The 26,179-nt window shown below is 36.1% G+C and carries 25 protein-coding genes and 1 pseudogene; 21 read left to right on the top strand and 5 right to left on the bottom strand.

The annotated features are described in order from the left end of the window. Positions 1-77 precede the first annotated feature (77 nt). Positions 78-5,015: a gliding motility-associated C-terminal domain-containing protein gene (locus tag RCH13_RS09135; RefSeq protein WP_326986931.1), complete on the top strand. Its 4,938-nt coding sequence runs from the start codon at positions 78-80 to the stop codon at positions 5,013-5,015. A 70-nt stretch (positions 5,016-5,085) separates the two neighbouring features. Here the strand turns inward: RCH13_RS09135 and coaE are convergent, their stop codons facing one another. From coaE to ruvB, 4 genes and pseudogenes are all read right to left on the bottom strand, one after another. Beyond that, positions 5,086-5,715, bottom strand: a complete 630-nt coding sequence (gene coaE, locus RCH13_RS09130; RefSeq protein ID WP_326986930.1) for a dephospho-CoA kinase — start codon at positions 5,713-5,715, stop codon at positions 5,086-5,088. A 24-nt stretch (positions 5,716-5,739) separates the two neighbouring features. Further along, complete coding sequence (locus RCH13_RS09125; RefSeq protein WP_326986929.1) at positions 5,740-6,606, bottom strand: MBL fold metallo-hydrolase; 867 nt, start codon at positions 6,604-6,606, stop codon at positions 5,740-5,742. A 117-nt stretch (positions 6,607-6,723) separates the two neighbouring features. Further along, positions 6,724-7,101: pseudogene (locus RCH13_RS09120) on the bottom strand (GxxExxY protein). 140 nt (positions 7,102-7,241) lie between these two features. After that, positions 7,242-8,264 (bottom strand): Holliday junction branch migration DNA helicase RuvB, encoded by a 1,023-nt coding sequence (ruvB, locus tag RCH13_RS09115; RefSeq protein WP_326986928.1) that lies wholly within the window; start codon positions 8,262-8,264, stop codon positions 7,242-7,244. Between the two features lie 103 nt (positions 8,265-8,367). Here ruvB and RCH13_RS09110 point away from each other — a divergent pair, with 103 nt between their 5' ends. From RCH13_RS09110 to RCH13_RS09015, 20 genes are all read left to right on the top strand, one after another. Beyond that, complete coding sequence (locus RCH13_RS09110) at positions 8,368-9,030, top strand: hypothetical protein (protein ID WP_326986927.1); 663 nt, start codon at positions 8,368-8,370, stop codon at positions 9,028-9,030. A gap of 85 nt (positions 9,031-9,115) precedes the next feature. Further along, a complete protein-coding gene (hutI, locus tag RCH13_RS09105) occupies positions 9,116-10,345 on the top strand; it encodes an imidazolonepropionase (RefSeq protein WP_326986926.1) in 1,230 nt (409 codons plus the stop codon). Beyond that, on the top strand, positions 10,342-11,415 hold the full coding sequence (locus tag RCH13_RS09100; RefSeq protein ID WP_326986925.1) for a DUF695 domain-containing protein: 1,074 nt from the start codon (positions 10,342-10,344) through the stop codon (positions 11,413-11,415). Before hutI ends, RCH13_RS09100 begins: the two co-directional genes overlap by 4 nt. Before the next feature lie 34 nt (positions 11,416-11,449). Further along, entirely contained in the window at positions 11,450-11,731 is a 282-nt protein-coding gene (gene paaB / locus RCH13_RS09095; protein WP_326986924.1) for a 1,2-phenylacetyl-CoA epoxidase subunit PaaB, read from the top strand. A gap of 84 nt (positions 11,732-11,815) precedes the next feature. Beyond that, positions 11,816-12,565 (top strand): 1,2-phenylacetyl-CoA epoxidase subunit PaaC, encoded by a 750-nt coding sequence (gene paaC / locus RCH13_RS09090; protein WP_326986923.1) that lies wholly within the window; start codon positions 11,816-11,818, stop codon positions 12,563-12,565. Between the two features lie 133 nt (positions 12,566-12,698). Next, the gene (gene paaD / locus RCH13_RS09085) at positions 12,699-13,166 is read left to right on the top strand and encodes a 1,2-phenylacetyl-CoA epoxidase subunit PaaD (protein WP_326987053.1); all 468 of its coding nucleotides are present in this window, start codon (positions 12,699-12,701) and stop codon (positions 13,164-13,166) included. Positions 13,167-13,300: 134 nt separating this feature from the next. Then, the gene (locus tag RCH13_RS09080) at positions 13,301-14,098 is read left to right on the top strand and encodes an enoyl-CoA hydratase/isomerase family protein (protein WP_326986922.1); all 798 of its coding nucleotides are present in this window, start codon (positions 13,301-13,303) and stop codon (positions 14,096-14,098) included. A gap of 152 nt (positions 14,099-14,250) precedes the next feature. Then, positions 14,251-14,487: a four helix bundle protein gene (locus RCH13_RS09075; protein ID WP_326987052.1), complete on the top strand. Its 237-nt coding sequence runs from the start codon at positions 14,251-14,253 to the stop codon at positions 14,485-14,487. 40 nt (positions 14,488-14,527) lie between these two features. Then, positions 14,528-15,658, top strand: a complete 1,131-nt coding sequence (locus RCH13_RS09070; protein WP_326986921.1) for a 3-hydroxyacyl-CoA dehydrogenase NAD-binding domain-containing protein — start codon at positions 14,528-14,530, stop codon at positions 15,656-15,658. Between the two features lie 20 nt (positions 15,659-15,678). Beyond that, positions 15,679-15,882, top strand: coding sequence for a hypothetical protein (locus RCH13_RS09065; RefSeq protein ID WP_326986920.1), 204 nt, complete (start codon positions 15,679-15,681; stop codon positions 15,880-15,882). A 377-nt stretch (positions 15,883-16,259) separates the two neighbouring features. Then, positions 16,260-16,673, top strand: coding sequence for a PaaI family thioesterase (locus RCH13_RS09060; protein WP_326986919.1), 414 nt, complete (start codon positions 16,260-16,262; stop codon positions 16,671-16,673). A 358-nt stretch (positions 16,674-17,031) separates the two neighbouring features. Next, a complete protein-coding gene (locus RCH13_RS09055) occupies positions 17,032-17,544 on the top strand; it encodes an RNA polymerase sigma factor (RefSeq protein WP_326986918.1) in 513 nt (170 codons plus the stop codon). An 11-nt stretch (positions 17,545-17,555) separates the two neighbouring features. Then, the gene (locus tag RCH13_RS09050; protein WP_326986917.1) at positions 17,556-18,221 is read left to right on the top strand and encodes a hypothetical protein; all 666 of its coding nucleotides are present in this window, start codon (positions 17,556-17,558) and stop codon (positions 18,219-18,221) included. Positions 18,222-18,232: 11 nt separating this feature from the next. Next, on the top strand, positions 18,233-19,495 hold the full coding sequence (locus tag RCH13_RS09045; protein WP_326986916.1) for a DUF4252 domain-containing protein: 1,263 nt from the start codon (positions 18,233-18,235) through the stop codon (positions 19,493-19,495). Positions 19,496-19,504: 9 nt separating this feature from the next. After that, the gene (locus RCH13_RS09040; protein ID WP_326986915.1) at positions 19,505-20,029 is read left to right on the top strand and encodes a DUF4252 domain-containing protein; all 525 of its coding nucleotides are present in this window, start codon (positions 19,505-19,507) and stop codon (positions 20,027-20,029) included. Between the two features lie 216 nt (positions 20,030-20,245). After that, positions 20,246-21,706: an IMP dehydrogenase gene (gene guaB / locus RCH13_RS09035; RefSeq protein WP_326986914.1), complete on the top strand. Its 1,461-nt coding sequence runs from the start codon at positions 20,246-20,248 to the stop codon at positions 21,704-21,706. Between the two features lie 87 nt (positions 21,707-21,793). Next, entirely contained in the window at positions 21,794-22,231 is a 438-nt protein-coding gene (locus tag RCH13_RS09030; RefSeq protein WP_326986913.1) for a DUF6759 domain-containing protein, read from the top strand. 198 nt (positions 22,232-22,429) lie between these two features. Further along, complete coding sequence (gene nirK, locus RCH13_RS09025) at positions 22,430-23,467, top strand: copper-containing nitrite reductase (protein WP_326986912.1); 1,038 nt, start codon at positions 22,430-22,432, stop codon at positions 23,465-23,467. 33 nt (positions 23,468-23,500) lie between these two features. Then, complete coding sequence (locus RCH13_RS09020; RefSeq protein ID WP_326986911.1) at positions 23,501-24,343, top strand: formylglycine-generating enzyme family protein; 843 nt, start codon at positions 23,501-23,503, stop codon at positions 24,341-24,343. Positions 24,344-24,347: 4 nt separating this feature from the next. Further along, entirely contained in the window at positions 24,348-24,923 is a 576-nt protein-coding gene (locus tag RCH13_RS09015; RefSeq protein WP_326986910.1) for an SCO family protein, read from the top strand. Between the two features lie 72 nt (positions 24,924-24,995). Here the strand turns inward: RCH13_RS09015 and RCH13_RS09010 are convergent, their stop codons facing one another. Next, on the bottom strand, positions 24,996-26,069 hold the full coding sequence (locus RCH13_RS09010) for a DUF4407 domain-containing protein (RefSeq protein WP_442784626.1): 1,074 nt from the start codon (positions 26,067-26,069) through the stop codon (positions 24,996-24,998). Positions 26,070-26,179 lie beyond the last annotated feature (110 nt).

Here is a 26,179-nt window from a genome sequence, read left to right as displayed (position 1 = left end):
TTTTAATTCTATATTGTTAATTAAGATCACTTTTCGTTAAGAATATTATACATTTGCAGGGATTTGCACAGATACTTATGAAAAAAATTCTCCTTATTTTATTTCTCCTTTTTTCTTTCACTTCCTACGCGCAACTTGATCGGGAACATTGGTTTGCACCTATGGTTGATCGGGTAAACAACACAAATACTTATCAGTCGATTTACATGTCGACAAATGAAGCTGTTCCATTTGCGGTAGAAGTTTATTTCAATAATGCAATTGTTGGCACCGTTACCATTAGTAAAAATAATCCAGTAAAATATTCGATACCATCTGCACAAAGAGGTAGAATTATTACGACGAATCAATCCGATTTATTTCGTCCGATTGCTATGGGATTCTATTTAAAGGGAGCAAGACCATTTTTTGCAAGTTTAAGATTTTCTATTACCAATCACGGTGAAATTCAAACCTCAAAGGGTACTGCGGCATTAGGAACGGAATTTCGCGCAGTTATGGCTCCAATAACTGTGACCAATGGGATTTTAAATTTTATGAACAGTGTAATGGCGACAGAAGATAACACCAGTGTAACCATTTCTGAGTTTGGTGCAGGAGTTTCTTTTTCGGATTTTACACCAAGAACTCAAATTACCTTTACTTTAAACAAAGGTCAATCTTATATTGTAGATGGTAGAGGTAACAATACAGCTAATTTTACGGCATACATTGGGGCGAAAATTGTTTCAGACAAACCAGTTGTTATTGCCAATGGGAATTTTAATGGTCAGTACGCAGGTAGTTTTAGTAACTCCTCGGACATATTGATGGACCAAGGTGTTCCCATTGATAAATTGGGACAAGAATTCGTTTTGATGAAAGGCAATGGAAACCAGACGCTTAACATGGAAAAAGGCCTGATTTTGGCTACTGAAAATAACACCGAAATTTACATCAATGATGGAACAGCTCCAGTTGTAACCCTAAATGCAGGACAATACTACCTCACCACAAATACTGCATATATTGGACAAGGAGCAGGACATTTTAATATGTTTATCCGCGCTACCAAAAACGTTTATGTATACCAATTATTAGCAGGAGCAAATTCTTCTACAGGTACAGAAGAAGCAACGGGCGGTTTTAATTATATACCACCCTTAAACTGTTATCTCCCAAAAAAAATTGATGAAATTGGTAGGATTGACGAGAATGAATATACTTCTAATGGAGTTTCTTATAGTTTAACTGTACCAACCAAATTAAATATCATTACAGAAAGAGGTGCTGTAGTAAATGTTGTTAGAAATGGCATTCCTCTACCTTTAAATGTAAATAATGGACCGTTCGATGTTTTAGGCAATACCAATTGGGTCACTTATAATGTCTCAAATATTACAGGAAATATTGCGGTTTTTTCTTCAAATGCAGTGACCGCGGGAATATCTGCGGGAAATGATGCCGTAGGTTACGGCGGATATTTTGCGGGTTTCTCTTCTATCCCATTAATTTTAAAGACAGATGGTGATTGTTTACCCGGCGTAAAACTAGAAGTTACCGCCGGATTTGATTCCTATGAATGGTTGCTAAAAGTAGGCGCCACCTATGTTCCAGCGCCCGGGATTAATAATACTTTCGAATACAGCCCTACTCAAGCCGGGATTTATGCAGTAAAAGTGAAACAAGGATCTTGTCCAGAAATTCAGACAAAAGACTTTAAATTTTACAATTGTACCACCTTTACCAATTATAATTACAACACTTGTAGCACCCAAGATATCACGCCGGTTTTTGCCTTGAGTACGCAAACGGTAAATATCCCAACCATCAAAATTGATACGCCACCTTCAAAAGGCACAGCGACCGTCGCAGCAGATGGCACCATAAAATATACCGCATTTCCGAATGCTACAGGAACAGACACTTTCAAATTTTCATTTTGTGGAAATGATCCTTCTATTCCAGATTGCGAAACCGTGCAAGCGACCATTAATCTCAATCAGATTGTAAAATATGATGTAGTTCTAAACAGTTGTTCTGCAACAAGTACTGCAACTTATGATTTAACTTCAGCGGCAATTACTCCAGATATCACGGTTATTAAAAAATATTTTAGCGACACTGGTTATACGAATCAAATTCCCGTAGCTCAATTAGCAAATTATGTTTCTGCTCCAGGATTTGTTTATGTACAAATGTCCAATACTTTCGGATGTTCTACCACTGCAACCATCGAATTGAAAATAAAAGTGCCGCCAATTGTAAATCCTGCGCTTTACACTTTAACACATTGCGATGAAGAAATTGATGGAATTATTGACGGAAATTACAAAGTAGATTTAACCACAATTACTCCTACCATTATTCAAAATCCAACTAATTTTACAACAAGATATTTCCCCACTCAGGCAAAAGCAATTTCTGGTTTGCCTTCAGATGCTTTCACTGGGAATTTTGTTTTTACAGGAGATACTTCGGTTTGGATCAGAGTAGATTCTCCAGATACTTGTCCACCTGTCATTAAAGAAGTGATCTTAAAAATTGGCGCAAATGCAACTTTAATTACGCTTATTGCTTCTAAAGATGTTTGTGATTTGCTGGAAAATAATTCTGAAAATATTAATCTTGCGGATTATATTCCTTTGTTCAGTACTGCAACAGGAACTACTGCAACATACTTTGACACTCTAATTGCCGCACAAAATAACACACCGACAATTTCTGCGGCACAAACAATTACCGTAAATAAAACTTTCTATTACCGATTGAATGTTCCAGGATTTTGTAATGAGATCGGAACTTTAAATATCATTTTAAGCAAAGGAACTCCCTCTGCGATGTTGCCTCTAACCATCACAATTTGCGAGGGAAGTACCACCACTCTAAATGTAGGGGCTGGCTATACGAATGTTCTTTGGAGCAATGGTGCCACTAGCACAACTATAAACGTAGGAGTTGGAAATTATTTTGTGGATTTAACCAATGCTTCTGGGTGTGTCTACCGTCAAAATGTGTCTGTGGTAGATTCCCCAAAACCAATTTTAAATATTGCCGCTTACAACGCCACCAACTGTGATGATAATTTTGATGGAATCATGGAGATTAACTTATTAAATGTGACTCCCGCAATTTTACCAAATGCTGCTTTGTTTACTGTTCGGTATTATTCTTCGCAAGCTTTTGCCAATGCAGGTGGTAACAATAATTTACCCAATAACTTTTCATACACTACTGATACAATCATTTACGTACGAGTAGATTCGCCGGTTTGTTCTTTTATAACTGGAATGATTAATTTTAAATTTGGACCAAACCTTTCTTTGATTGCGTCTGTGGCAAATCAGACCGTTTGTGATGATGATATATCTGGGTCAGAAAATATCTCATTGGCTACGTACAGAAATTTATTCTCCGCAGATGCTGCAGCTACCGTTCAATATTTTACAACCTTAGCAAATGCGCAAAATAATATACCCACTATTAGCGCGACACAAACCATCAACGGAGATCAAACTTTCTATTACAGATTTACGAAAGCTGGCTACTGCGATATTATTGGAACTTTAAATATTTCCTTTAAAGCCTCTACTCCATCTGCACTTCTAGATTCTTACACGGTTTGCATAGGAACTTCTACCAAGCTCGATGCAGGTTCTGCATACACCGCGTTCCTTTGGAAAAAAGGTACCACTACAGTTTCAACTTCGCAGACTGCAACTCTAAATGCAGGAATTTATACGGTTTCCTTTACCAATTCATCGGGTTGTGTATTCACGAAAGATATTACCATTTTGGAAGCTCCAAAACCAAATTGGACAATTGCTGCGTACAATCCAATCATTTGTGATGATAATTTTGATGGAATTATTACCGTAAATCTAACCAATGTAACTCCAGTAATTTTACCAAATTTCGCAGGATTTAAAGTTCAATATTTCCGAGATAGTGCTTTCCAAAATGAGATTACTGATTTGGCTAATTTCACTTACAATGCCTCTACTACTATTTATGTGAGAGCAACTTCGGCGTATTGTCCCGTAGAGTTTAAAACCATCGATTTCAAAATTGGAAATAAATTGACCTTAATCGCTCCAACTGAAAATGCTGCGGTATGTGATGACGATTTTGATGGAATTAAAATCGTGGATTTAGCGGTTTACAAATCCCTCTTCACCACTGATACAGCAGTTTCTGTAACTTACTTCACTACTTTAACCGAAGCTCAAAATGGAAGCAACCCAATTGCCAGTTCAGTGACCATTTTTAATGTTGGAACTTATTATTTAAGATTCAAAAAAGCCAATATTTGTGATGTCATCGGTACTTTAAATTTGACAATAAAGATCCCGAAAAAATCTACGACTTTAAATACCATCAGCATTTGTCCCGAAGGAACCGTTATTTTAGATGCAGGTGTTGGATTTGACCAATATCTTTGGAGCACCGGGGAAACCACCTCAAATATTCAAGTTTCAGTTGGAGAATATTATGTAGATTTAAGTTTTGACGGATGTTCTTATCGACAAAACATTTCTGTAAGTGCGGTTGAATTGCCGATGATTAATTCTGTAGACATAAAAGGAAGCACGGTTACCGTAAATGCCTCTGGTGGAAATCCGCCTTTACAATACTCTATTGATTATGGACCGTACCAAACATCTAATCTATTTTTAAATGTTCTGAATGGTGATCATCTTATCTCCGTTATTTCTGCAGATAATTGTACCGCTGTCACCACAGAAATTAATGTCATTCAAATTTTTAATGCTATCACACCGAATAATGATGGATTTAATGACAAACTGGACTATTCAGGTTTGCTCACAAAAGAAGAAGCGTTTTTAGAAATTTTTGATCGGTATGGAAAAAAAGTTTTCACAGGTGCTCAAAATAATAGATACACTTGGGATGGAAGCGCTTTCGGACGGATTGTGAGTACAGGAACTTACTGGTATGTCATAAAATGGAAAGAAAATGGCGCCGAAACAATCACGCAATACAGTGGGTGGGTGCTGGTTAAAAACAGAGAATAAAATCTCATAAAAAAACCTGAATCGTGCTAGATTCAGGTTTTTTTAGGACTCCACATAAAATATTTTCCTATTACGAAATCACTTTTAAATTTGCCAAAACTTTTTCCGTTTCCCGCTTTAATTCATCTAAACCTGCATTGTTGTAGATGACAAAATCTGCATACTTAATTTTCTCTTTTTCCGCCATCTGTTTATCCATGATGGCTTCAACTTCTCGGTAAGTTTTCTGATCGCGATCCATCACTCTTTTCAGTCTGGCATTATCATCAGCGGTAATCAATAGTGATTTGAAGCAGCTTTCATTTAATTTTAATTCAAATAAAAGGGCCGTTTCTTTAAATACAAATTCCGATGTTTGCTCAGCTACCCAGTTTTTAAAATGGATTTTTACGGCCGGATGAATTAATGCATTAAGCTGTAAACGCAGCTGTTCGTCTTTAAAAATAATTTCTCCCACATATCTGCGGTTGTAAAATCCATTTTCATCGTAGGCATTTTCGCCTAAGAGTTTCTTTATTTTTTCCTGAAGTTCTGCATCGTCGTTCACGATGGTTTTTGCACGAACATCGGAATAGTAAACAGGAAAACCTGCTTCTTCGATGAATTTCGATACGGTTGACTTTCCAGAGCCAATGCCGCCGGTCACTCCAATAATTTTTGCGTTTTCCCTGGGTTCAGGTTCCGCTTCTTCCTCTATCATAACTTTATTTTAATTTTTCTACTCTTAATAACCAAAAACTTCGTTCATGCTGAAAGTTTCATCCAAACGAATTCCTTTTTCCGTCATTTTCAAACTAGCCAATTCGTTGTGCGAATCATGTTCGAAAAACAAAAGGTAGTCATTATCAACACACTGCTTCAAAAATTTCGCTTTTTCTTCCATGGTCAAAAGTGGTCGAGTATCATAACCCATCACATAGACCGGGGGAATATGTCCAGAAGTTGCAATTAAATCCGCTGCAAAAACGATGGTTTTTTCTTGATATTGAATCACCGGAAGCATTTGCTTTTCCGTGTGTCCATCAACAAAAATAACATCCATCTTTAAATCTGGCGCGAAACCGTAATTCCCGTTTTGCGGAGTTGGCAAAAAATTCAATTGTCCACTTTCTTGCATCGGCAGAATATTCTCTTTCAAAAAACTTGCTTTTTCACGCGGATTTGGTTCCGTTGCCCATTTCCAATGTTCTTCATTCGTCCAGAAATTTGCGTTTTTAAAAGCCGGTCTGTAACCTGTTCGGTCATCATTCCACTCAATCGCTCCGCCACAATGGTCAAAATGTAGATGCGTCAAGAAAACATCTGTAATATCTTCTTTCACGAAACCATATTTTTTCAGGTTTTTGTCCAAAGTATCATCGCCCCAAAGTGAATAATGACCGAAGAATTTATCGTCCTGCTTATTTCCCAAACCACAATCGATGAGAATTAGTTTTTTACCATCTTCCACCAAAAGTGACCGCGTTCCTAATTCTATTAAATTATTTTCATCTGCTGGATTTGTGCGTTGCCAAAGTGTTTTCGGCACTACACCAAACATTGCACCACCATCTAATTTAAATTTTCCGCACTGGATTGGATATAATTTCATAAAATTTTAATTTTTTATCTTGATATACTTTTAACGCAATGATCCGCAAAGTCTTTTTAATTGCACTTTAACTTTTAAGAACGCCAAAGGAGTTTCAGTCAGCGAAGGAGTACTCTTTTATAAATGAATTACAATTCTTTTAACGCCATCTTTAAACAATAAAGAGTGAAAGTTTAAAAGCATTCCCAGTTTAAATCCTGTAATTCTTAAATAATTTAAAACTTGATAAGTAAGATAACTATTAATTTCAGGAACCGCTTTAATCTCTATCATTACTTTATCTTCAATTAATAAGTCAACTCTAAAAGCATTATCAATAATCAATTCTTCATATTCAATCGAAATATCTTTTTGCTATTCAACCATTAAACCGTTTCTCTTTAATTCATCAACCAAACATTCTTCATAAACTGCTTCGTATAGACCAATTCCAAGTTTACGATGAATTTTCAAACCCGATTCAAATACAACTTTTGAAATTTCATTCTCATTCATATTTCAATCATTTAAAAATTTAAAGTACTTTCCTAGGTCTTGGCTAAGTGAAACGCCTTTGCGATCGAATAAAGACAAATATATTAAATTTCTTTGCGCCCATTGCATTTACAACATTAATGCAATTTGACGGTTAATCTTTAGAAGAGCTCATCTGGTCTTCTCGGAATCGAAATATTCAAATGTTTATACGCTTTTTCCGTCACTTCTCGTCCTCTCGGCGTTCGAATAATAAAACCTTCCTGAATTAAAAATGGTTCATAGACCTCTTCCAATGTTTCCGGATTTTCTCCAATTGAAGTTGCCAAGGCAGAAATTCCCACCGGTTTCCCCCGGAAATTCTCGATCATCACGCGCATAATTCGATTGTCCATATCATCAAGCCCGAATTCATCTACATTTAAAGAGTTCAGAGCGTATTTCGTAATATTAATTTCGATTTCACCATTTCCTTTAATCTCCGCAAAATCACGAACTCTTCTCAAAAGCGCGTTTGCAATTCTAGGTGTTCCTCGACTTCTTCTCGCGATTTCCAAAGCGGCATCTTCGTAGATTTTAACATCTAAAACTCTTGCACTTCTTTCGATAATCATGGATAAAAGTTCAATCGTGTAATATTCCAGCCGCGACTGAATTCCAAATCTTGCCAACATTGGTTTGGTTAACATTCCGCTTCTAGTAGTAGCTCCAACCAAAGTGAAAGGATTCAAACCAATCTGTACGCTTCTCGCATTGGGTCCGCTTTCCAGCATGATGTCAATTTTATAATCTTCCATCGCGGAATATAAATATTCTTCTACAATTGGAGAAAGCCGATGAATTTCATCGATAAAAAGAACATCATTTTCTTCTAAATTCGTGAGCAATCCGGCCAAACTTCCAGGCTTATCCAGAACTGGACCTGAAGTTATTTTGCAGCCAACTCCCAATTCATTCGCGATAATATGTGCTAAAGTCGTTTTTCCCAACCCTGGAGGACCGTGTAAAAGGACGTGATCGAGCGCTCCACCACGATTTTTCGCAGCTGCGACAAAAACTTCTAAATTATCTAAAGTTTTGCGTTGTCCCGCAAAATCCTGAAAACTCTGAGGACGAATTTTTTCTTCTAAAATCAATTCCTCGTCGGAGAAATTTTCTTGATCGGGGTGTAAGAAATCTGGCATTTTTTTTTTGAAATCATCCAAAGATAATATATTTCGAGGTAAACTTTAAAAGTTGGCTTCGAAATATTTTTTATTTACAGAAAATGAAATATATTTATTGATTATGAAAATAAGCTTTATTTTATTGCTCTTTCCACTGCTATATCTATCGCAAATCACTCCTGGTCGTCCCGGCGAAGGAACCGGAAGTGATATCGTAGATAAGGGCAGTGTGGTATTGGAAAATACCTTAACGTACGAACCAAATAATCAAGCTTTTTCTTCTGACCATCTTATAAGATTCGGATTATCGAAACGCTGGGAGTTTCTTGTGGAAACGCATCAGGATTTCCAAAATCAGCAGGATAGCTCCTACGGTATTTCAACAAAATATAATTTAGTCGAGGAGAAAACTCAAGTTCCAGCTTTAACACTTATTGGAATTACGTCTTTCAATCTTAAAGAGTATTCATTTTTATTGGCTTCCACCAAAAACTTTGGAGATCATTTTTCCGCCTTTTCTACCACAGGTTATCAATTGAAAGAAATGGAAAATTTTCTGTATTTTTCTTTAGGTATGCAAATTTCTTTACGAGAAAAATGGTTTCTGTTTACAGAATACCATGGTAATTACAACAGTTCAAACTTACCCGATCATAATTTAGAATTGGGAGCGAACTATCTTCTTTCAGACCGAATCCAGCTTAATTTTTCCACGGGAAGCACTTTAAAGGAGATGAGCTCAAATTATTTTCTCAGTACCGGATTTTCATTTCAAATCAATTAAAAAATGAGTAATTATCTCATTAAATTTCCTTTTCTAATAAGGTCAATTCTTGGCTGATTAGAGTTTTAACCTTAATTTTACCTCTATGAAATTAATCGGTCCTTACAAACAAATTGTTACGCTTGTAAATCTTCCTTTGCGTGGGAAACTTTCAGATGATCAACTTGAAATTTTAGAAGATGGTGGACTTTTAATTAAAGATGAAAAAATTGAAAGTGCAGGTGATTTCCAGAGATTGAAAGACGAGTTTCCAGAGATTGAAATCGAAAATGTAGAAGGTGAACAAATCTGTTTGCCGGCTTTCGTAGATTCTCACACGCATATTTGTTTTGGTGGAAATCGTGCCAATGATTTTGCGATGCGAAATGCGGGAAAAACTTATTTAGAAATCGCAGAAAGTGGCGGCGGAATTTGGAGTTCTGTTCAACACACAAGATCTGCAAGCGAAGAAGAATTACTAAAAACGACTTTAGAAAGAATCAACTTCTTGATTTCATTAGGAATTACGACGATTGAGATCAAATCCGGTTACGGTTTAGATGTTGAGAATGAATTAAAAATGTTGCGCGTCATTAAAAAAGCACAAACTTTAACGAAAGCTACTTTAGTTCCGACTTGTCTTTCGGCACATTTAAAACCACGAGATTTTGAAGGAAGTGCGCAGGATTATTTACAATATATTTTAGAGGAGATTTTACCCAAAGTAAAAGCAGAAAACCTCGCAAAACGCGTCGATATTTTTATTGAGAAATCAGCTTTTTTACCGCAAGAAAGCAAAGAATTTTTACTAAAAGCGAAAGATTTAGGCTTTGAAATTACGGTTCACGCTGATCAATTCACTTCCGGAAGTTCGAGAATCGCGGTAGAAGTTGGCGCAAAATCAGCCGATCATTTAGAAGCAACTATTGATGAAGATATAGAATTTTTAGCACAATCTGAAACGGTCGCTACTGCACTTCCGGGCGCGAGTTTAGGTTTGGGAGAGAAATTTACGCCAGCCCGAAAAATTTTAGACGCAGGTGGAATTTTAGCCATCGCCTCCGATTGGAATCCAGGTTCTGCACCGATGGGAAATTTAATTACGCAAGCAAGTATTCTGGCGACTTTTGAAAAATTATCAACCGCAGAAGTTTTGGCGGGAATTACTTTCCGGTCGGCTTTTGCTTTGAGTTTTACAGACCGCGGAACTCTAGAAAAAGGAAAGAAAGCAGATTTCGTCACCTATAAAACAGATCATTTTCAAAATGTTCTTTATCGACAGGGAAGTCTAAAAGCGGAAGCTGTTTATATTGACGGAGAAAAACAAACTTTATGACAGAAAAAATTGAACAGAATAATTCCTCTTATCAAGAATTTTGGAACTGGTTTACAACCAAGGAAAAAGAATTTTTCAATGTATTGAAAGATGAAGATGATGTGGAAGAAAATTTTCTAGATGTAACTTTATTCAAAATGAAAGAGTTGAATGAACATTTCTTCTTACTAGCCGGAATGCGTGATGAATCTACAGCCGAACTCATTGTGACCGTTGATAGAAACATTAAAGATATCGTTTATGCAGAAGAACTAATTCAGTCTGCACCGAATTTAGAAAACTGGAAATTTACAGCACTCAAACCTGAATTAAATATAAAAGATGTGGAAATTAGAATGGATGACTATATTTTCAGCAAAGAAAATATTTATTTCTACTCTAATGGCGACGACAATTATCCTGATGAAATAGATTTAGTATTCGTTCATGAGGACCTGAATGATGAAAACGAAAACGAAATTATCAACGGAACTTATCTGTTCATCGATAATTATTTGGGTGAACTCAATTTCGTTACTCAGATCGACAACTTTAGAATTGCCGGTAAAAATGAGGCTGATAAAGAATTAATTCCAATTGAGAAGCTTAAAGATTTTTTGAGCTGGCGAGAAAGAGAATTTACCGAAAAATACGAAGCTGCAAAAATTGAAACCACTGAAGATTCCTACTCATTACTAGAAGGAACTTTAGAAAATGGCTTTCCCATGCTCGCTACTGTCAATGTCGATTTATTGAAATGGAACCAGAAAGCTTCTCATCCCTGGATTTCTGTTTTAAGAATTAAATATCATGGTGATGAAACCAATGGTTTTCCCGATGATGAAGATTACGAAATGTTGAATACAATCGAGGACGAAATGATGCTCCAATTAAATTCTGACACAGGAAACTTAAATTTGGGTCGGGAAACAGCCGATAATATTAGAGAAATATATTTCGTCAGCAAAGACTTCCGAAAGATTTCAAAAGTTCTGGCAGAAACTGTTCAGAAATATCCTGACTACGAAATGACGTTTGACATCTATAAGGATAAGTATTGGCAGTCATTTGAACGGTACGGAATTCATTAAAAATCTTTATCTTTAAACCATAAATTTTAGATCAATGAGCAACTTAGATGTATGGGAAGTTTTTATCCAGACAAAACCGGGACTTTCCCATAAACACGCAGGAACGGTACAAGCTGCAACCGCTGAAATGGCACTTCAAAGCGCACGTGACGTTTATACCAGAAGAATGGAAGGAACTTCAATTTGGGTGGTTCCAAGTAAATATTTGGTGACTTCTGAGGGTATTGATAAAGAAGCTTTTTTCGATCCGGCAGATGATAAGCTCTATCGCCATCCGACTTTTTACGAAATCCCGAATGATGTGAAAAATATGTAAATTCTTAGAATCAAGATTCAAGAACTAAGAATCAAGACTAACAATCTTGCTTCTTGACTCTTTAATCTTTAATCTTTAAAATAAATGAATCCACTTTTTAATTATACTTTAAAATTAGCCGATGATACTTTGATTTTTGGTCAAAGGTTGGGCGAATTGTGCGGACAAGGTCCTTATCTGGAAGAAGATATCGCCTTAACAAACATCGCGCTTGATTATCTCGGACAGTCCAATAATTTTTACAAATACGCCGCTCAACTTCAGGATCTTGGGAAAACAGAAGACGATTTGGCTTTTCTGCGTTTGGAAAAAGAATATCTGAATTGTCAGTTAGCAGAACTTCCAAATGGTGATTATGCGAACACGATTTTGAAGGTTTATTTCTTTTCTGTTTATCAAAAAATTCTTTACAGCGAATTAATGAAAAGCAGCGATGAACAACTTTCTGCGATTGCGGAAAAATCTCTAAAAGAAGTAAAATACCATTATACGCATACTTCAACCTGGATCAAAATGTTTGCAGGTGGAACGGAAGAAAGTAAAACACGCGTGAAAAATGCGGTGGAAAATTTGTGGGAATACACAGGTGGAATGTTTGCAGAAACTCCGGGAGAAGAAGATCTGGCGAAATTGGATGTTGTTCCAACTGGAAAAGAACTTCAGGAACTTTGGAAAAATGCAGTTCGTGAAGATTTTCAAAATTTCGGCATAGAAATCCCCGAAAGTGACTTTATGCAAAAAGGATCCAGAACAGGTTATCACACAGAATATTTTGGATTTATTTTATGTGAACTTCAGTTTATGCAGCGAACGTATCCGAATTGCGCGTGGTAAGCTAAATTGATAGTTGATAGTTGATAGTTGCAAGATTATTTTATATGCGCTTTTGTGAACTCTTCAAGAATATAAAATTCACGATAATCTTTTGTGACTTTTGTGGTTAAAAAAAATAAATTCAGTGGTTAAAATAGAAAACAACTTATTCGAACTCCTTTCTCAAATTCCAGATCCAGAAATTCCTGTGATCAATATCGTGGAACTTGGCATTGTTCGGGAAGCTAAAATGATTTCTGACAATGAAGCGGAAATCATCATTACACCAACTTATTCGGCTTGTCCCGCAATGTTTAATATCGAAGAAGACATCATTAAACTTTTTATAGAAAAAGGAATATCGGCTAAAGTCATTACTAAAATCTCTCCCATTTGGACCACCGACTGGATTACCGATGAAGCGAGGGAAAAACTGCGCGTTTACGGAATTACGCCACCAGAAAAAGGAAACCACGAAGATCATTTGAACGTTCCAAAAAAATGTCCAAGATGCAATTCCCAAAATACTAAACAGATCAGCCGTTTCGGTTCTACGCTGTGCAAAGCGAGTTATCAATGTAATGACTGTTTAGAACCCTTCGATTATTTTAAATGTCATTAATTGATGTGATGATTTAAGTAGCATTATTCGAAGCATTATTTTAAATATATTTAAAAATTTATCTTTGTTAGAATCCTATCATTACGGTACTCAAATTACCACATCATCAAATCAATAAATTAACACATCGACACATGTATACCCAACTCGAAATAGAAACTCATCTTGAAGGAAAACTGCAAATCGCTTATCTCAATGATGAGAGAACTTACAACAGCTTAAATAAAACCTTACTCACAGAACTTCGAACTTTCATTCATGAAGGTAGTCAAGATGAAAATGTTCGTTGTCTCGCCATTTCAGGTCGTGGAAAAGCTTTCTGTTCTGGACAAAATCTGAAAGATGCAATGTCATTTTCAGATCCAGAAGAAGAGCGTGTTATTCAAAGAATGGTCATCGATTATTATAATCCATTGGTGAAAGAAATTGCAAATGCTAGAAAACCCATAATTTCTTTGGTGAACGGTCCTGCGGTAGGAGCTGGAGCGATGTTGGCTTTGATCTGTGATTTTACTTTGGCGACGGAATCTTCTTATTTTTCTCAGGCTTTTGTGAATATTGGTTTGATTCCGGATACAGGTGGAACGTATTGGTTGCCGAAACTTTTAGGCAGACAGCAAGCAAATTATTTAGCGTTTACGGGAAAGAAAATTTCGGCTACAGAATCTAAAAATTTAGGACTGATTGCGGATGTTTTCGAAGACGAAAATTTTATAGAAAAGTCAATGGAAGTAATGACGTTAATCTCTAATTTACCTACAAAAGCAATTTCTTTGACCAAAAAAGCCTTCAATGAATCGTATGATAATACACTGACACAGCAATTAGATATCGAGGGAATTCTGCAACAGGAAGCTGCGGAATCTGAGGATTTCAGGGAAGGAGTTTCTGCTTTTTTAGAAAAACGAACACCGGAATATAAAGGCAAGTAAATAATTTGAAAATGTGGTAATTTGAAATTTTGAGAATGATGAGAAATGTTAAGGAGAATATAATCGTTAATAAGACCTTTAATTTTGCGTTGCAGATTATCGAATTTTCTGAAATATTTTTTGAGCAGAAGAGATTTTCCTGAGCCAATCAAATTTTTAAATCAGGCACTTTGATTGGCGAAAATGTAAGAGAAAGCCAAAATGCGGAAAGTAAAGCAGATTTTATTCATAAAATGAAAATTTCGGCAAAGGAAGCTGATGAAGTAGAATATTGGTTACTTCTATGCAAACATTCTAAACTTTTAACTTCTCCTAATGAAGAAGTTTTTCATGATTTAAAAGCCATTCAATTGATGCTTTCAAAAATTATTTCAACCTCTAAATCCTAATTAATAAATTAGCACATTAACAAATATTCAAATTAAATTTATGAACGTAGGTATAATAGGTTCCGGAACCATGGGAATTGGAATTGCGCAAGTTGCGGCAATGAATGGGTGCGAGGTTTTTCTATACGATCAAAATACTTCTCAGACGAAAAAATCTTTAGAAGGACTTCAAAAAGTTTTGGCCAGATTAGTCGAAAAAAGTAAAATTAATTTAGAAGAAAGCGAAAACATCTATAATCGAATTAAATTTTGCACAGAACTTCAGGATTTCAAAGATTGTGATCTGGTCATTGAAGCCATCATCGAAAATAAAGAAATCAAAACCAAAGTTTTTCAACAATTAGAAGAAATCGTTTCTGACAAATGTGTGATTTCCAGCAATACGTCTTCAATTTCCATCACTTCCCTATCTTCTGAATTAAAGAATCCAAAACGGTTTATTGGAATTCATTTTTTTAATCCGGCTCCTTTAATGCCATTGGTAGAAGTGATTCCGGGACTTTTAACGGAGAACAATTTAGCAGAAGAAATGGTTTCTTTAATGAAAAGTTGGGGCAAAATTCCCGTGATCGCGAAAGATGTTCCCGGATTTATCGTGAATAGAATTGCGCGACCTTTTTATGGTGAAGCATTAAGAATTGCGGAAGAAAATATTGCCACTCCAGAACAGATTGATGATGCGATGCGAACTTTAGGAAATTTCAAAATGGGACCGTTTGAATTGATGGATCTCATTGGAATTGATGTCAATTTCTCTGTAACGAAAACAGTTTACGCTGATTATTTTTACGACCCGAAATACAAACCAAGCTTGCTCCAACAAAGAATGAGCGAGGCAAAATTACACGGCAGAAAAACCGGAAAAGGATTTTACGATTACGCTGAAAATGCAGTAAAATCTGTTCCAGAAAAGAACGCAAAACTCTACGAAGAAATCTTCATGCGAATCTTATCAATGCTGATCAATGAAGCCGTAGAAGCGAAACGGCTGGGAATTGCAAGCGATGAAGCGATTGAGTTAGCCATGCAAAAAGGCGTAAATTACCCAAAAGGATTACTTGCGTGGGGAAATGAAATTGGTTACAAAAAAGTATCAGAAACTTTACAAAACCTCTACGACGAATATCAGGAAGAACGCTATAAACAAAGTCCACTTCTTAAAAATATATAATCGACTAATGCGATGAACTTATGAATAGAAAAATTATTCCAGCTTTAGTTTCAATGGTAATTTCATTTGGAATTCTACTCGTTTTGAGTTTCTTCATGTCTAAATTTTTAATGAATTCTACCCAAGATTTTACAGCATTTTTTCAAGAAAAATGGTTAACAATTCTTGCAGTTGTGGTTATTTTTATTGTTTACAAAACCTTTTTTACCAATAAAGAAAAATGAATATTTCTCAACACGAAAATTCATATTTGACTCATATTTAAGACGTTTTATTAAAATTTAAAAAATCACGGTGAAAAAAGAAGAACTCTCAGATTTACCAGACGACAAATTAATTAAAAGAAGAAATTTGTTGAATGGCATTTTAATAGGCATGTACATCGTTTGTGTAATATTGCTGGCTTTATTGTTCTATCTCTTTTTTATAAAAGGATTTCACTCGGTGTCAATGGCCACTTTAATTCCTGTTTTTATATTGCCTTTCATTACTTTGCCTCTATTTTTTCAAGTACAGACTTTAAATAAAGAAATGAAAACTCGAAATTTAAAGTGAATTTCCTTTTTACATATTAGAATCAACCCATCAGCAAACTTAAACTATGACTCCACTCGAACTCGCTCAATACATGCTCAATCAAGATGAATTCTCACAATGGATGGGAATAAAACTCATCGAAATTCGGGAGAAATATTGTCTCATTGAAATGCCCATAAAAAAAGAAATGATCAACGGACTGCGAACGGTTCACGGCGGAATCACATTTTCTCTGGCTGATTCTGCCTTGGCTTTTTCGAGTAATAATACCAATGAAGCGTCGGTTGCACTGCATTGTTCCATGAATTTTACAAAAGCGGTGAGATTAGGTGACATTTTAACCGCAGAAAGTGTTTTGATTTCCGATACGCGAAAAACGGGAGTTTACGATATTTCTATTACGAATCAGCATAAAGTTTTAGTGGCAACTTTTCGGGGAACGGTCTATAAAATTGAGAAAAAGGTGACGGATTTGTAGAAAGTTTTTGTTTTTTTGGGCAGCTTTTTCCGCCTTCCGCTCCCAATCTTTTTCCGCCATCGCATTCCCACCACTAAAAAAGGATTTCCCCTCAAGTCGGGCTGCAACATTCATCGTAAAAATTTACGTCAAATTAATTGACAAATAAGTTTTGGCTAAAGCCAATTGCTTTCTATTTTTAACAAATGTGCTAAAGCCCGTTCCTATTGAATTTATAATTCGTCAATTATTAAATTCAACATAAAACATCTCCTGTAAATATCAATATCACTGAAATTTCAAAAATTATTTTGAAGTTTTTTTTATTTTGATGTAATATAATTCGGAAATTAGTTGTCTTACTTATAGAAAACAGACTATGACCCACGAATCTTTTAAAAACACGGTATTTTGCCTCAAAGATGAGATGTATCGTTTTGCGAAAAGATTCGTGATCAGCAGTGATGAAGCGGAAGATGTAGTGCAGGATCTGATGCTGAAATTCTGGCAGAAAAAAGAAGAACTTGTCAATTTCGGGAACTTGAAATCTTATGCCATGAAGTCCGTGAAAAATGAATGTCTGAACCGATTAAAACATGAGGATGTAAAATCAGGATTTGCAGATTTTCAAATGCATAGAAGTGAATTATACCAGTTTGAAACGAACAATTTAAAAGAACAGATTATTGCGTTCATCAATGAACTTCCGGAAAAACAAAAAGCCGTGATTCACCTGAAAGATGTAGAAGATTTTGATGTTTCGGAGATTGCAGAAATGCTGGAAATGGAGCAAAATGCAGTAAGAGTAAATCTGATGCGTGCAAGACAAAAAGTAAAAGAACAGATCCTGAAACTGATGGATTTTGAAAATAGAATGATTGAAAGTTTATAACAATTATTACCATGAAAAAAGATACAACCGAAGATAAATACAAGGAAATCACCCAGGAACTCAAAGAAGAGAAAATGGATTGGGATTTCGAAGATTTCCTGAAAAAAACGAAGGAAGAAGAAAAAGTGATTCCATTGGCTTCCAAAGCAAAAGGCGGTTCAATTCCGAAAACTTTTTGGATGGCTGCAAGTGTGATTTTGTTGATTTCCGCCGGAGTTTTCTTTAATTATGAAAATAAAAGTTCAATTGTGAATCAAAATAATTTGGTTAAAAACGAAATTCTGAAAACGAAAGATACTTTTCAACAGGAATCCAACCTTGCGAGCACAGTGATTTCTGATACTCTAAAAGTTGAAACTGAAAAAAAAGCCGCTGACTCCAGTTCCAGAGTTGAGAAAACGGAAACTGAAGTAATGAACCAAATTTTACCGAAAAGAGGCCGCCTTAAAAAAGATCTTCGACCACGATATGCCAAAAACGCAACCCCGAAAATAGTTGCGCCAGAAGCAGAAACCTCTGACTATGAATCTAATTACGTAATAATTAATGGTCAGAAAATAGAAAATGAACAGGAAGCAATTGACTTGACGAAGTATTCCTTCCGGATCTTGTCTGAAAATGTATCAAAAACGGTGGCTCAAACTGACGTCATCAACAACTTTAACAATGATTACTAAAATTTTATATCATGCAAAAATTACTTATCATAATCGCTCTTCTTTTTTCGTATTTCTTTCAAATAAATGCGCAGAAAGACAAACTGGATCAGCTTTTTGAAAAATATCAGGAAGCAGAAGGAGTAACCTCCATCAAAATTGCAAAACCTATGTTTAATATGCTGAACAAATTAAACATTGCCGATGATGAACTTTTTCAAATTAAACCTTTGCTCAGTAAAATTAACGGGTTGAAGATTCTCATCGTAGAAAAACCCGCAGTTTCTGCAAAACCAGAAGATCAAAGCAAGCAAAATCAGTTTCTGAAATTACAATCGGACATTACAAGTTCGCTGAAGAACATGAAATACGAAGAACTGATCACCGTAAACAGCAAAGACAATAAAATTAAGTTTCTCTCTTCGGATGCGACCAATGGCATTCTTGATGATCTTTTGCTCAGCATTAATTCCGAAGGCAATACAATGTTGCTCATGTTGGAAGGTAAAATTTCCATGGATGATGTGAATAATCTTGTGAATGAAGCAGAAAAATCTGCGACTAAAAGTTCTGTCACCACCGAAAATATCTCCTCCAGCGGAGTGACGCAAGTTCGAAATGTGGGAAAATTTACCGGTGTTTCCGTTTCCAGTGGCATCAAAGTGAATTTTACGCAGGGAAATAACCAGTCTGTGATTGTGGATACGGATCCAAATCTACAGCAATACGTAACCACAGAAGTAGAAAATGGAATTCTAGTGATTGCTGTAAAATATAAAGAAAACCGCAATCTTAATTTCAAAAAGTTGCTGGTAACGATTGAAGCGCCACGATTGTCTTCTGTTCAGGTTTCTTCCGGCTCTTTGTTTACGACTTTGAACACCATCAAAGAAAATGATTTTGACAGTAAAATTTCTTCCGGCGCTAATTTAAATGCGGATTTAAATATTGCAAATAGCGTAAAAGTGGATATCAGTTCTGGTTCCAGTGCAAGAATCGCTTCTACTTCCAGGACCCTTCAGTTTGAAGGAAGCAGTGGTTCCATGGCTACATTGGAAGGAACTGCGGATCAAATTTTTCTTGATTTATCGAGCGCAGCTGCGTGTAACGCCCAAAATTTGATTGCTAAAAATGCGATTGTTCAAGCTTCTTCTGGCGCAAATATTAAAGTGCATGCAACCGAAACATTAACTGCAACAGCAAGTTCCGGAGCATCGATTCGCTACAAAGGAGATCCAGAAATTTTGCAGGGCGCAAAAAAATCTTCCAGCGGTGGAACAGTTAAACCTTTTTAATTTAAGATCATGAAAAAATTACATTATTTAGCCCCGCTTGTAATCCTGACTTTATCTCTGCAATCCTGTATTGTTTCTCAAAAACCAAAAATGGGGTTTTTTGATAATTCAAATTACGAAACGAAAGGCGTGAAATTCACAAGTGTAAATGTTCCCATGTTTTTGGCAAAACCAATCGTGAAAAAAGCGTTGCGGGATGAAGGTGAAAGTGACCAACTTATTTCTCTTCTCCAAAAAATATCCGATATCAAAGTAATGACCGTAGAAAATGGAAATAAAGAAATGGTAGCAGATTATGCAAAATACCTGACCAAAAATAATTACGAAGAATGGGTCACGGTGAAAAAAGAGAAGGAAACTATTAATTTTCAGGCGAAGCAAAACGGAGAAAACATTCGCAAGTTGCTTATTACCATTGCATCGGGAACAGAGTTGGTTTATGTGGATATCTCCGGAAAATTTACCGCAGATGATATTTCACAGATCATTAACTATTCGGAAAAAAAGGATGTGAAGAAATTGGTTTCGCAATAAATTAGATAGGAAATAGCTACAAATTTTTGTGGCTATCTTTTTTTGGAGCCAAGAACCTGCTCTTCATTATATCTTTTATTCCACTGAAGTTCCATAAAAGGATACCATTTCGATCAGGGCTATTTTAGATTTTATCTAATATTAAATTCAGTTCACAAAATCCTTAGAAATTTTCATTTTCGCAAAAAATAACTTAATTTCGCGCAGAAAGTAAAGATGTCTATTCACTCCAAAATCGTAGAAACTGCCATCACTTTCGATGACGTACTTCTCATCCCTTCTTATTCAGAAGTTTTACCGAATCAGGTTTCCCTTAAATCCAGACTTTCAGATAAAATTACGCTTAATGTTCCCATCGTTTCTGCCGCAATGGACACGGTTACAGAAGGTGAAATGGCAATTGCTTTGGCAAGAGTTGGTGGAATTGGTTTTATTCATAAAAATATGCCGATTGAAGAACAGGCAACGCAAGTTTACAACGTAAAACGCTCAGAAAATGGGATGATTTCTGATCCCGTAACTTTATCCAAAGATCATACTTTAGGGGAAGCCAAAGAATTAATGTCCAGATTTAAAATCTCCGGACTTCCTGTGGTTGATGAAACCAATACATTAATTGGAATCATCACCAACCGAGATGTGAAATATCAGGAAAATCTAGATTTAAAGGTAGAAGAACTGATGACGAAAGATAAACTCATCACTTCCGATAAAGCCACAAATCTGGATGAAGCCAAAGAAATTCTCTTAAAAAATCGCGTAGAAAAACTTCCCATCGTTGACAAAGATTTCAAATTAGTGGGATTGATTACCATCAAAGACATCGATAATCAGATGGAATATCCGAATGCCAATAAAGACAAAAACGGTCGATTGATCGTTGGAGCCGGAGTTGGAGTTGGAGAAGATACCATCGAAAGAGTTACTGCTTTGGTAAATTCCGGCGTAGATATTATTGCGGTAGATTCTGCACATGGACACTCAAAAGGAGTTCTGGATAAAGTTGCAGAAATCCGAAAAAATTTCCCTGATCTGGATATTGTAGGTGGAAATATCGTAACAGCAGAAGCTGCAAAAGATTTAATTGAAGCCGGCGCCAATATTTTAAAAGTCGGAGTTGGACCCGGTTCTATTTGTACAACCAGAGTTGTAGCCGGAGTTGGAGTTCCACAATTGACCGCAATTTATAATGTTTTCGAATATGCTAAAACTAAAAATGTAGCCGTAATCGCGGATGGTGGAATTAAATTGTCTGGAGATATCGTGAAAGCTTTGGCTTCTGGAGCAAGTGCCGTAATGTTGGGTTCCCTTTTGGCTGGAACTGATGAAGCGCCGGGAGAAGAAATTATTTTCCAGGGCCGGAAATTTAAAGCGTATCAAGGAATGGGTTCACTTTCAGCCATGAGACGCGGTGGAAAAGAAAGATATTTCCAAAGCGAGGCGAAAAAATTCGTACCGGAAGGAATTGAAGGCAGAGTTCCACACAAAGGAAAATTAGAAGAAGTGGTATTTCAATTAACCGGCGGAATTCGCGCAGGAATGGGATATTGCGGCACGAAAGATATTGACACTTTACAAAAAGACGGAAAAATGGTCATGATCACCGGAAGTGGTTTGAAGGAATCTCATCCACATGATGTGATCATCACGCAGGAAGCTCCCAATTATTCCTTGTAAAAATATTTAAAAGCAAATGCCGAGGTTAATTCTTCGGTATTTTTTTGCCTTGAAAATACTATCTTTAAAAATCTTAAGATTTCTTCTATGAAAAATTTAATCCTCCTTTTCTCTCTTTTAGTATTGACTGCGTGCGAAATTATCCCATCAAACAATCCAATTTATCGCACAAATCCATCTTCATCTGCAAATGAAAAGCGAGAATATGATTTGCTCATGGAAAAAGATAAAGTGAACAAATTGAATGTGAATGCAGAAGTGGTGACCTACCTTCTCAATGATACTGAAACTGAAGATAAGAGTACTGCAATTGTCATCGACAATAATTCCAGTTGTGATTTAATATTAAGATTGGTTGAAATTAGAACCAACCAAATTTACAATCTTCCCGTTCCCAAAAATTCTAAAAATCAGTTCGTCATCAAAAAAGGAAATTACACCTTAAAATCAAATATTTGCGCGGCGAAATATTATTCTCAAAAATATATTTCGGAGCCCCTAATTCTTGCACTTTCCAACCGCTAGGTTTTTTTTTTAAAATAATTGCCTGCTTATCACTAAATATAGATTTTTATAGAGATCGAAAGTCTTTAGATAAAACTTCGCAAAGGGTAAATCAAATTCTTAAAATTTCATCTGATATAACTCATACCTTAAAATTTTCAAATATAATATAAATCGGATAAATTTGTCCTATTAAAAAACAGTTAAATTATCCTCACAATGAAACGAATTATCACAAGCTTAGTACTCGCTATTTTGACCTTACAGGCGTGCAAACAAAATCCAACAGAAAGTAGCAGCAACACGACAGAAAATGCGAACATGGACATCAAAGTCAGCGGTGAAACTGAAACGCAAAACAAACTGGATCCACCCATGGTTCCAGCTCAGATTTTAGACAGAGCAGCTAAAAAAGTAGTGGTTAATTTAATTGCCACGGAAGAAGAAGGGGAATTAGCAGATGGTGTAACTTATAAATTCTGGACTTTTAACAGCACCGTTCCCGGAACTTTTATCAGAATAAGAGTCGGGGATGAAGTTGAACTTCACTTAAAAAATGCGAGCAACAGTGTAATGCCACACAATATTGACCTTCATGCCGTAAATGGTCCAGGTGGTGGTGCAGAAGCAACCAACGTAGCTCCAGGAAAAGAAGCCATCTTTAATTTTAAAGCTTTAAATCCAGGATTATTTGTGTACCATTGTGCTGCAGCTCCGGTTCCCTTGCATATTGCAAACGGAATGTATGGTTTAATTTTAGTAGAACCAGAAGGTGGACTGCCAAAAGTGGATCGAGAATATTACATCATGCAGGGAGAATTCTACACAAAAGGAAAAACCGATGAAAAAGGACTTCAGGAATTTGACCAGGACAAAGGATTAGATGAAAGACCAACTTATGTAGTATTTAACGGGAAGAAAAATAAATTGATGGGAGCAGATGCATTGGAAGCAAAAGTAGGCGAAACCGTTCGTATGTTTGTAGGAAATGGTGGACCAAACCTCGTTTCTTCTTTCCACGTGATTGGCGAAATCTTCGACAGAGTTTATGTAGAAGGTGGAACTACCATCAATAAAAATATTCAGACAACCGTGATTCCTGCAGGTGGTGCCGCAATGGTAGAATTTAAGGTGGAAGAGCCAGGAAATTACCTTCTAGTTGACCACTCTATCTTCCGCGCATTTAATAAAGGTGCCATTGGAACCTTGAAAGTTACGGGCGAGAAAAATGAAAAAATTTATCATAAAGTACAATAACCTCAACCAAATAAACACTAAAAAGAAACTGCCATGTCCAACTATTTCAAAATATTTCTGATCTTTGGCGGTTTCTTTTTCCTTTTGAATTCCTGCGATAAATCAATCGCATTAGATTCTAAAAAAGATTCTTCTGCTTCATTTCAAAAAGAAGTTGCCATCAATCCAGATGGTAAAATGCTTACCATTAAAGGTGGCGATTATCAACCTTTTTACGGAGAAGACAGCACTTCAGTTCCAGTTTCCGATTTCCTTTTGGATGAAAAACCTGTGACGAATAAAGAATATCTGGATTTCGTAATGAAAAATCCAAAATGGAAACGCAGCAATGTAAAAGAAGTTTTCGCCGATGAAACCTATTTAAAAGATTGGGAAAATGACGAAACCCTTCCAAAAGATGCAGATCCAGAAGCGGCTGTAACATTTGTTTCCTGGTTTGCGGCAAAAGCTTATGCAAAAAGTGCCGGAAAAAGATTACCAACTCTTGACGAATGGGAATATGTTGCAATGTCCGATGAAACCAGTCAAAACGCCAGAAATAAACCAACCTACTCTGCTCATTTGATAAATCTTTACAACGAAAAAGATCGGGAAAAAAATCCCGTGAAAATTTCGAAACCCAACTATTGGGGAGTTTACAATATGTTTGATCTGGTTTGGGAATGGACCGATGATTTTAATTCCATCATGACAACCAGTGATTCCAGAACGGCCGAATTTGATGACAAAGGATTATTTTGCGCCTCTGCTGCTACAAGTACGACAGACGTTTTAAATTACGCTTCCTTTATGCGATATGCTTTTCGCTCCAGTTTAAAAGCAAATTACACGGTAGGAAATCTCGGTTTCCGATGTGCGAAAGACCTTCAAAAATAATACAATGAAAAATTTTATGCTGCTCTTTTTTGTGGGATTATTGATTTTTTCCTGCAAAGGAACTCCCGAAGAAGAAAGCAACCTTAATACCGAACCAAAAGAATCCATCTTTTTACTGGATTCCAAATGGCAAAATCAAGACGGAAAAGAACTTCAACTCAAAGATTTGAAAGGAAAAAACCTCGTCTTCGTAATGATATTCACGAGTTGTCAAACAGCTTGTCCAATTTTAGTTGCGGATATGCAAAAAATTGCGGCGAAAATTGATCCTAAAAAATTGAAAGAAACAACCATGGTTTTAGTGTCCATTGATCCGGACAATGATACACCTGCCGTTTTAAAAAAATACGCAGAGGAAAGAAAGATGGTAGGTGAGCCCTGGCTTTTTCTGACCAGCGACAAAGAATCAATCCGTGAACTGGCCAATGTTTTGGCCGTGAAATACAAGAAAATATCTCCTATTATTTTTTCGCATTCAAACATTATAACCGTTTTTAATAAAAAAGGTGAAATGGTGAATCAGGCAGAAGGTACCGTAAATTCCGGAGCCGTGGCGAAAACGGTGAATGAACTGAATTAAAATAACGCAAAATCAGTTGAAATAACCGCTTAAGAAATTTTGCGGGTATTTTTTTTGTGAAATATTTCTGGATTATTTTTTCAGATTATCTTTAAAATCTTCAATTCTGTGATTGGTCAAAGCATTTCCTTTTTCGATTTTTTCCTTTGCATACAATTTATAGTCGTTCTCTGTTTTTTCTAAAAGGTAATCGTAAGGACCAACTCCAGAAATCAATTTGACCAAAACCGGTGCAATTTCCAGCGCGATGAAAAGCCCCATGATAAAACTAGCAGCTAAACCAATGATGGCGGTGTTTTTTCCGAGTTCATCCAAGGCTTGAAGTCTTGCGGCAAATCCATTAAATTTATCTTCAAAAGTTTCCGTTTTTTCTCTTTCCTTTTCAATGTTGGTGTAGACTTTAGAAACTTCTTTATCCAGGTATTGCAGTCGTGGACCAATTTGTTTTTGATAATTTTCTAAATCTTGGCGACGCTGTTCTTTCAGTTCTGCTTTTCGTTTCGCGTTCGTTCCGTATCCTACTTTTCCACTCGTTAAGCCACTTTGTTTGCCTAAAATTTCTTTTTCCAACTCAACTGCTGCGGAATCATAAGATTTTTGATAATCGGCAACTTTGGTCTGGATGAGTTTTTTCTCCGTATCAAATGGTCCGGATTGCTGCAAAATTCTGCCGTTCATTTCGGCTTGAAGCTGGGTTTTATTTCTCTGTATAATCGTATTCAATTGCTTGTTCACCTCTTTTTCAAATATTTTTAACTCTAAAGGTTTCGAAATAATAACACCTAAAAACGCGGCTAAAATTAATCTCGGAACCGCCATTAAAATTTGATTCCACCACGTTCCGGTTTTCTTAATAGAAGAAACGATGTACCGATCCAGATTAAAGATCATTAAACCCCACAGAATAGCAAAACCAACGGAAATATAAAGATCATCAAAGACTGTAAACATCGCGTAACCCGCAGAAAGAGTCGCGAAAATTGCTGTAAATAAAACGATTCCGCCAATGCCTGCAAATTTATTCCATTCGCTCGGAGTTTTACGCAAAATATGGATATTTCCGCCGGAACAAATCATGAGAAACTGCTGAAACCAGTTCATGGAATGACGGTTCAGACGGACTGGATTTAGTTTTTGATTTTCCATTTATTTATGCATTAAATTCAAATAATAGGTCTTTTAAAACGCAACAATGTTACAAATGGTATTAGGTTTAGCCAAGTAAAATCCTTGTAGAATTATTGTAAAATAGTTTT

The sequence above is a fragment of the Chryseobacterium sp. MP_3.2 genome (genome assembly GCF_035984805.1).
In the GTDB taxonomy this organism is placed as follows: Bacteria; Bacteroidota; Bacteroidia; order Flavobacteriales; family Weeksellaceae; genus Kaistella.
This window is presented reverse-complemented; position numbering and strand designations above follow the sequence as displayed.

Bases quoted from the DNA above. Each gene is read 5' to 3' on its own strand.
- RCH13_RS09135 (WP_326986931.1), top strand. From the start codon at position 78: ATGAAAAAAATTCTCCTTATTTTATTTCTCCTTTTTTCTTTCACTTCC.
- RCH13_RS09060 (WP_326986919.1), top strand. From the start codon at position 16,260: ATGACTCCACTCGAACTCGCTCAATACATGCTCAATCAAGATGAATTC.
- RCH13_RS09100 (WP_326986925.1), top strand. From the start codon at position 10,342: ATGACAGAAAAAATTGAACAGAATAATTCCTCTTATCAAGAATTTTGG.
- RCH13_RS09045 (WP_326986916.1), top strand. From the start codon at position 18,233: ATGCAAAAATTACTTATCATAATCGCTCTTCTTTTTTCGTATTTCTTT.
- RCH13_RS09125 (WP_326986929.1), bottom strand. From the start codon at position 6,606: ATGAAATTATATCCAATCCAGTGCGGAAAATTTAAATTAGATGGTGGT.
- RCH13_RS09040 (WP_326986915.1), top strand. From the start codon at position 19,505: ATGAAAAAATTACATTATTTAGCCCCGCTTGTAATCCTGACTTTATCT.
- RCH13_RS09010 (WP_442784626.1), bottom strand. From the start codon at position 26,069: ATGGAAAATCAAAAACTAAATCCAGTCCGTCTGAACCGTCATTCCATG.
- RCH13_RS09015 (WP_326986910.1), top strand. From the start codon at position 24,348: ATGAAAAATTTTATGCTGCTCTTTTTTGTGGGATTATTGATTTTTTCC.
- nirK (WP_326986912.1), top strand. From the start codon at position 22,430: ATGAAACGAATTATCACAAGCTTAGTACTCGCTATTTTGACCTTACAG.
- coaE (WP_326986930.1), bottom strand. From the start codon at position 5,715: ATGATAGAGGAAGAAGCGGAACCTGAACCCAGGGAAAACGCAAAAATT.
- RCH13_RS09055 (WP_326986918.1), top strand. From the start codon at position 17,032: ATGACCCACGAATCTTTTAAAAACACGGTATTTTGCCTCAAAGATGAG.
- RCH13_RS09050 (WP_326986917.1), top strand. From the start codon at position 17,556: ATGAAAAAAGATACAACCGAAGATAAATACAAGGAAATCACCCAGGAA.
- guaB (WP_326986914.1), top strand. From the start codon at position 20,246: ATGTCTATTCACTCCAAAATCGTAGAAACTGCCATCACTTTCGATGAC.
- RCH13_RS09020 (WP_326986911.1), top strand. From the start codon at position 23,501: ATGTCCAACTATTTCAAAATATTTCTGATCTTTGGCGGTTTCTTTTTC.
- hutI (WP_326986926.1), top strand. From the start codon at position 9,116: ATGAAATTAATCGGTCCTTACAAACAAATTGTTACGCTTGTAAATCTT.
- paaC (WP_326986923.1), top strand. From the start codon at position 11,816: ATGAATCCACTTTTTAATTATACTTTAAAATTAGCCGATGATACTTTG.
- ruvB (WP_326986928.1), bottom strand. From the start codon at position 8,264: ATGCCAGATTTCTTACACCCCGATCAAGAAAATTTCTCCGACGAGGAA.
- RCH13_RS09070 (WP_326986921.1), top strand. From the start codon at position 14,528: ATGAACGTAGGTATAATAGGTTCCGGAACCATGGGAATTGGAATTGCG.
- paaB (WP_326986924.1), top strand. From the start codon at position 11,450: ATGAGCAACTTAGATGTATGGGAAGTTTTTATCCAGACAAAACCGGGA.
- RCH13_RS09065 (WP_326986920.1), top strand. From the start codon at position 15,679: ATGAATAGAAAAATTATTCCAGCTTTAGTTTCAATGGTAATTTCATTT.
- RCH13_RS09080 (WP_326986922.1), top strand. From the start codon at position 13,301: ATGTATACCCAACTCGAAATAGAAACTCATCTTGAAGGAAAACTGCAA.
- RCH13_RS09030 (WP_326986913.1), top strand. From the start codon at position 21,794: ATGAAAAATTTAATCCTCCTTTTCTCTCTTTTAGTATTGACTGCGTGC.
- RCH13_RS09110 (WP_326986927.1), top strand. From the start codon at position 8,368: ATGAAAATAAGCTTTATTTTATTGCTCTTTCCACTGCTATATCTATCG.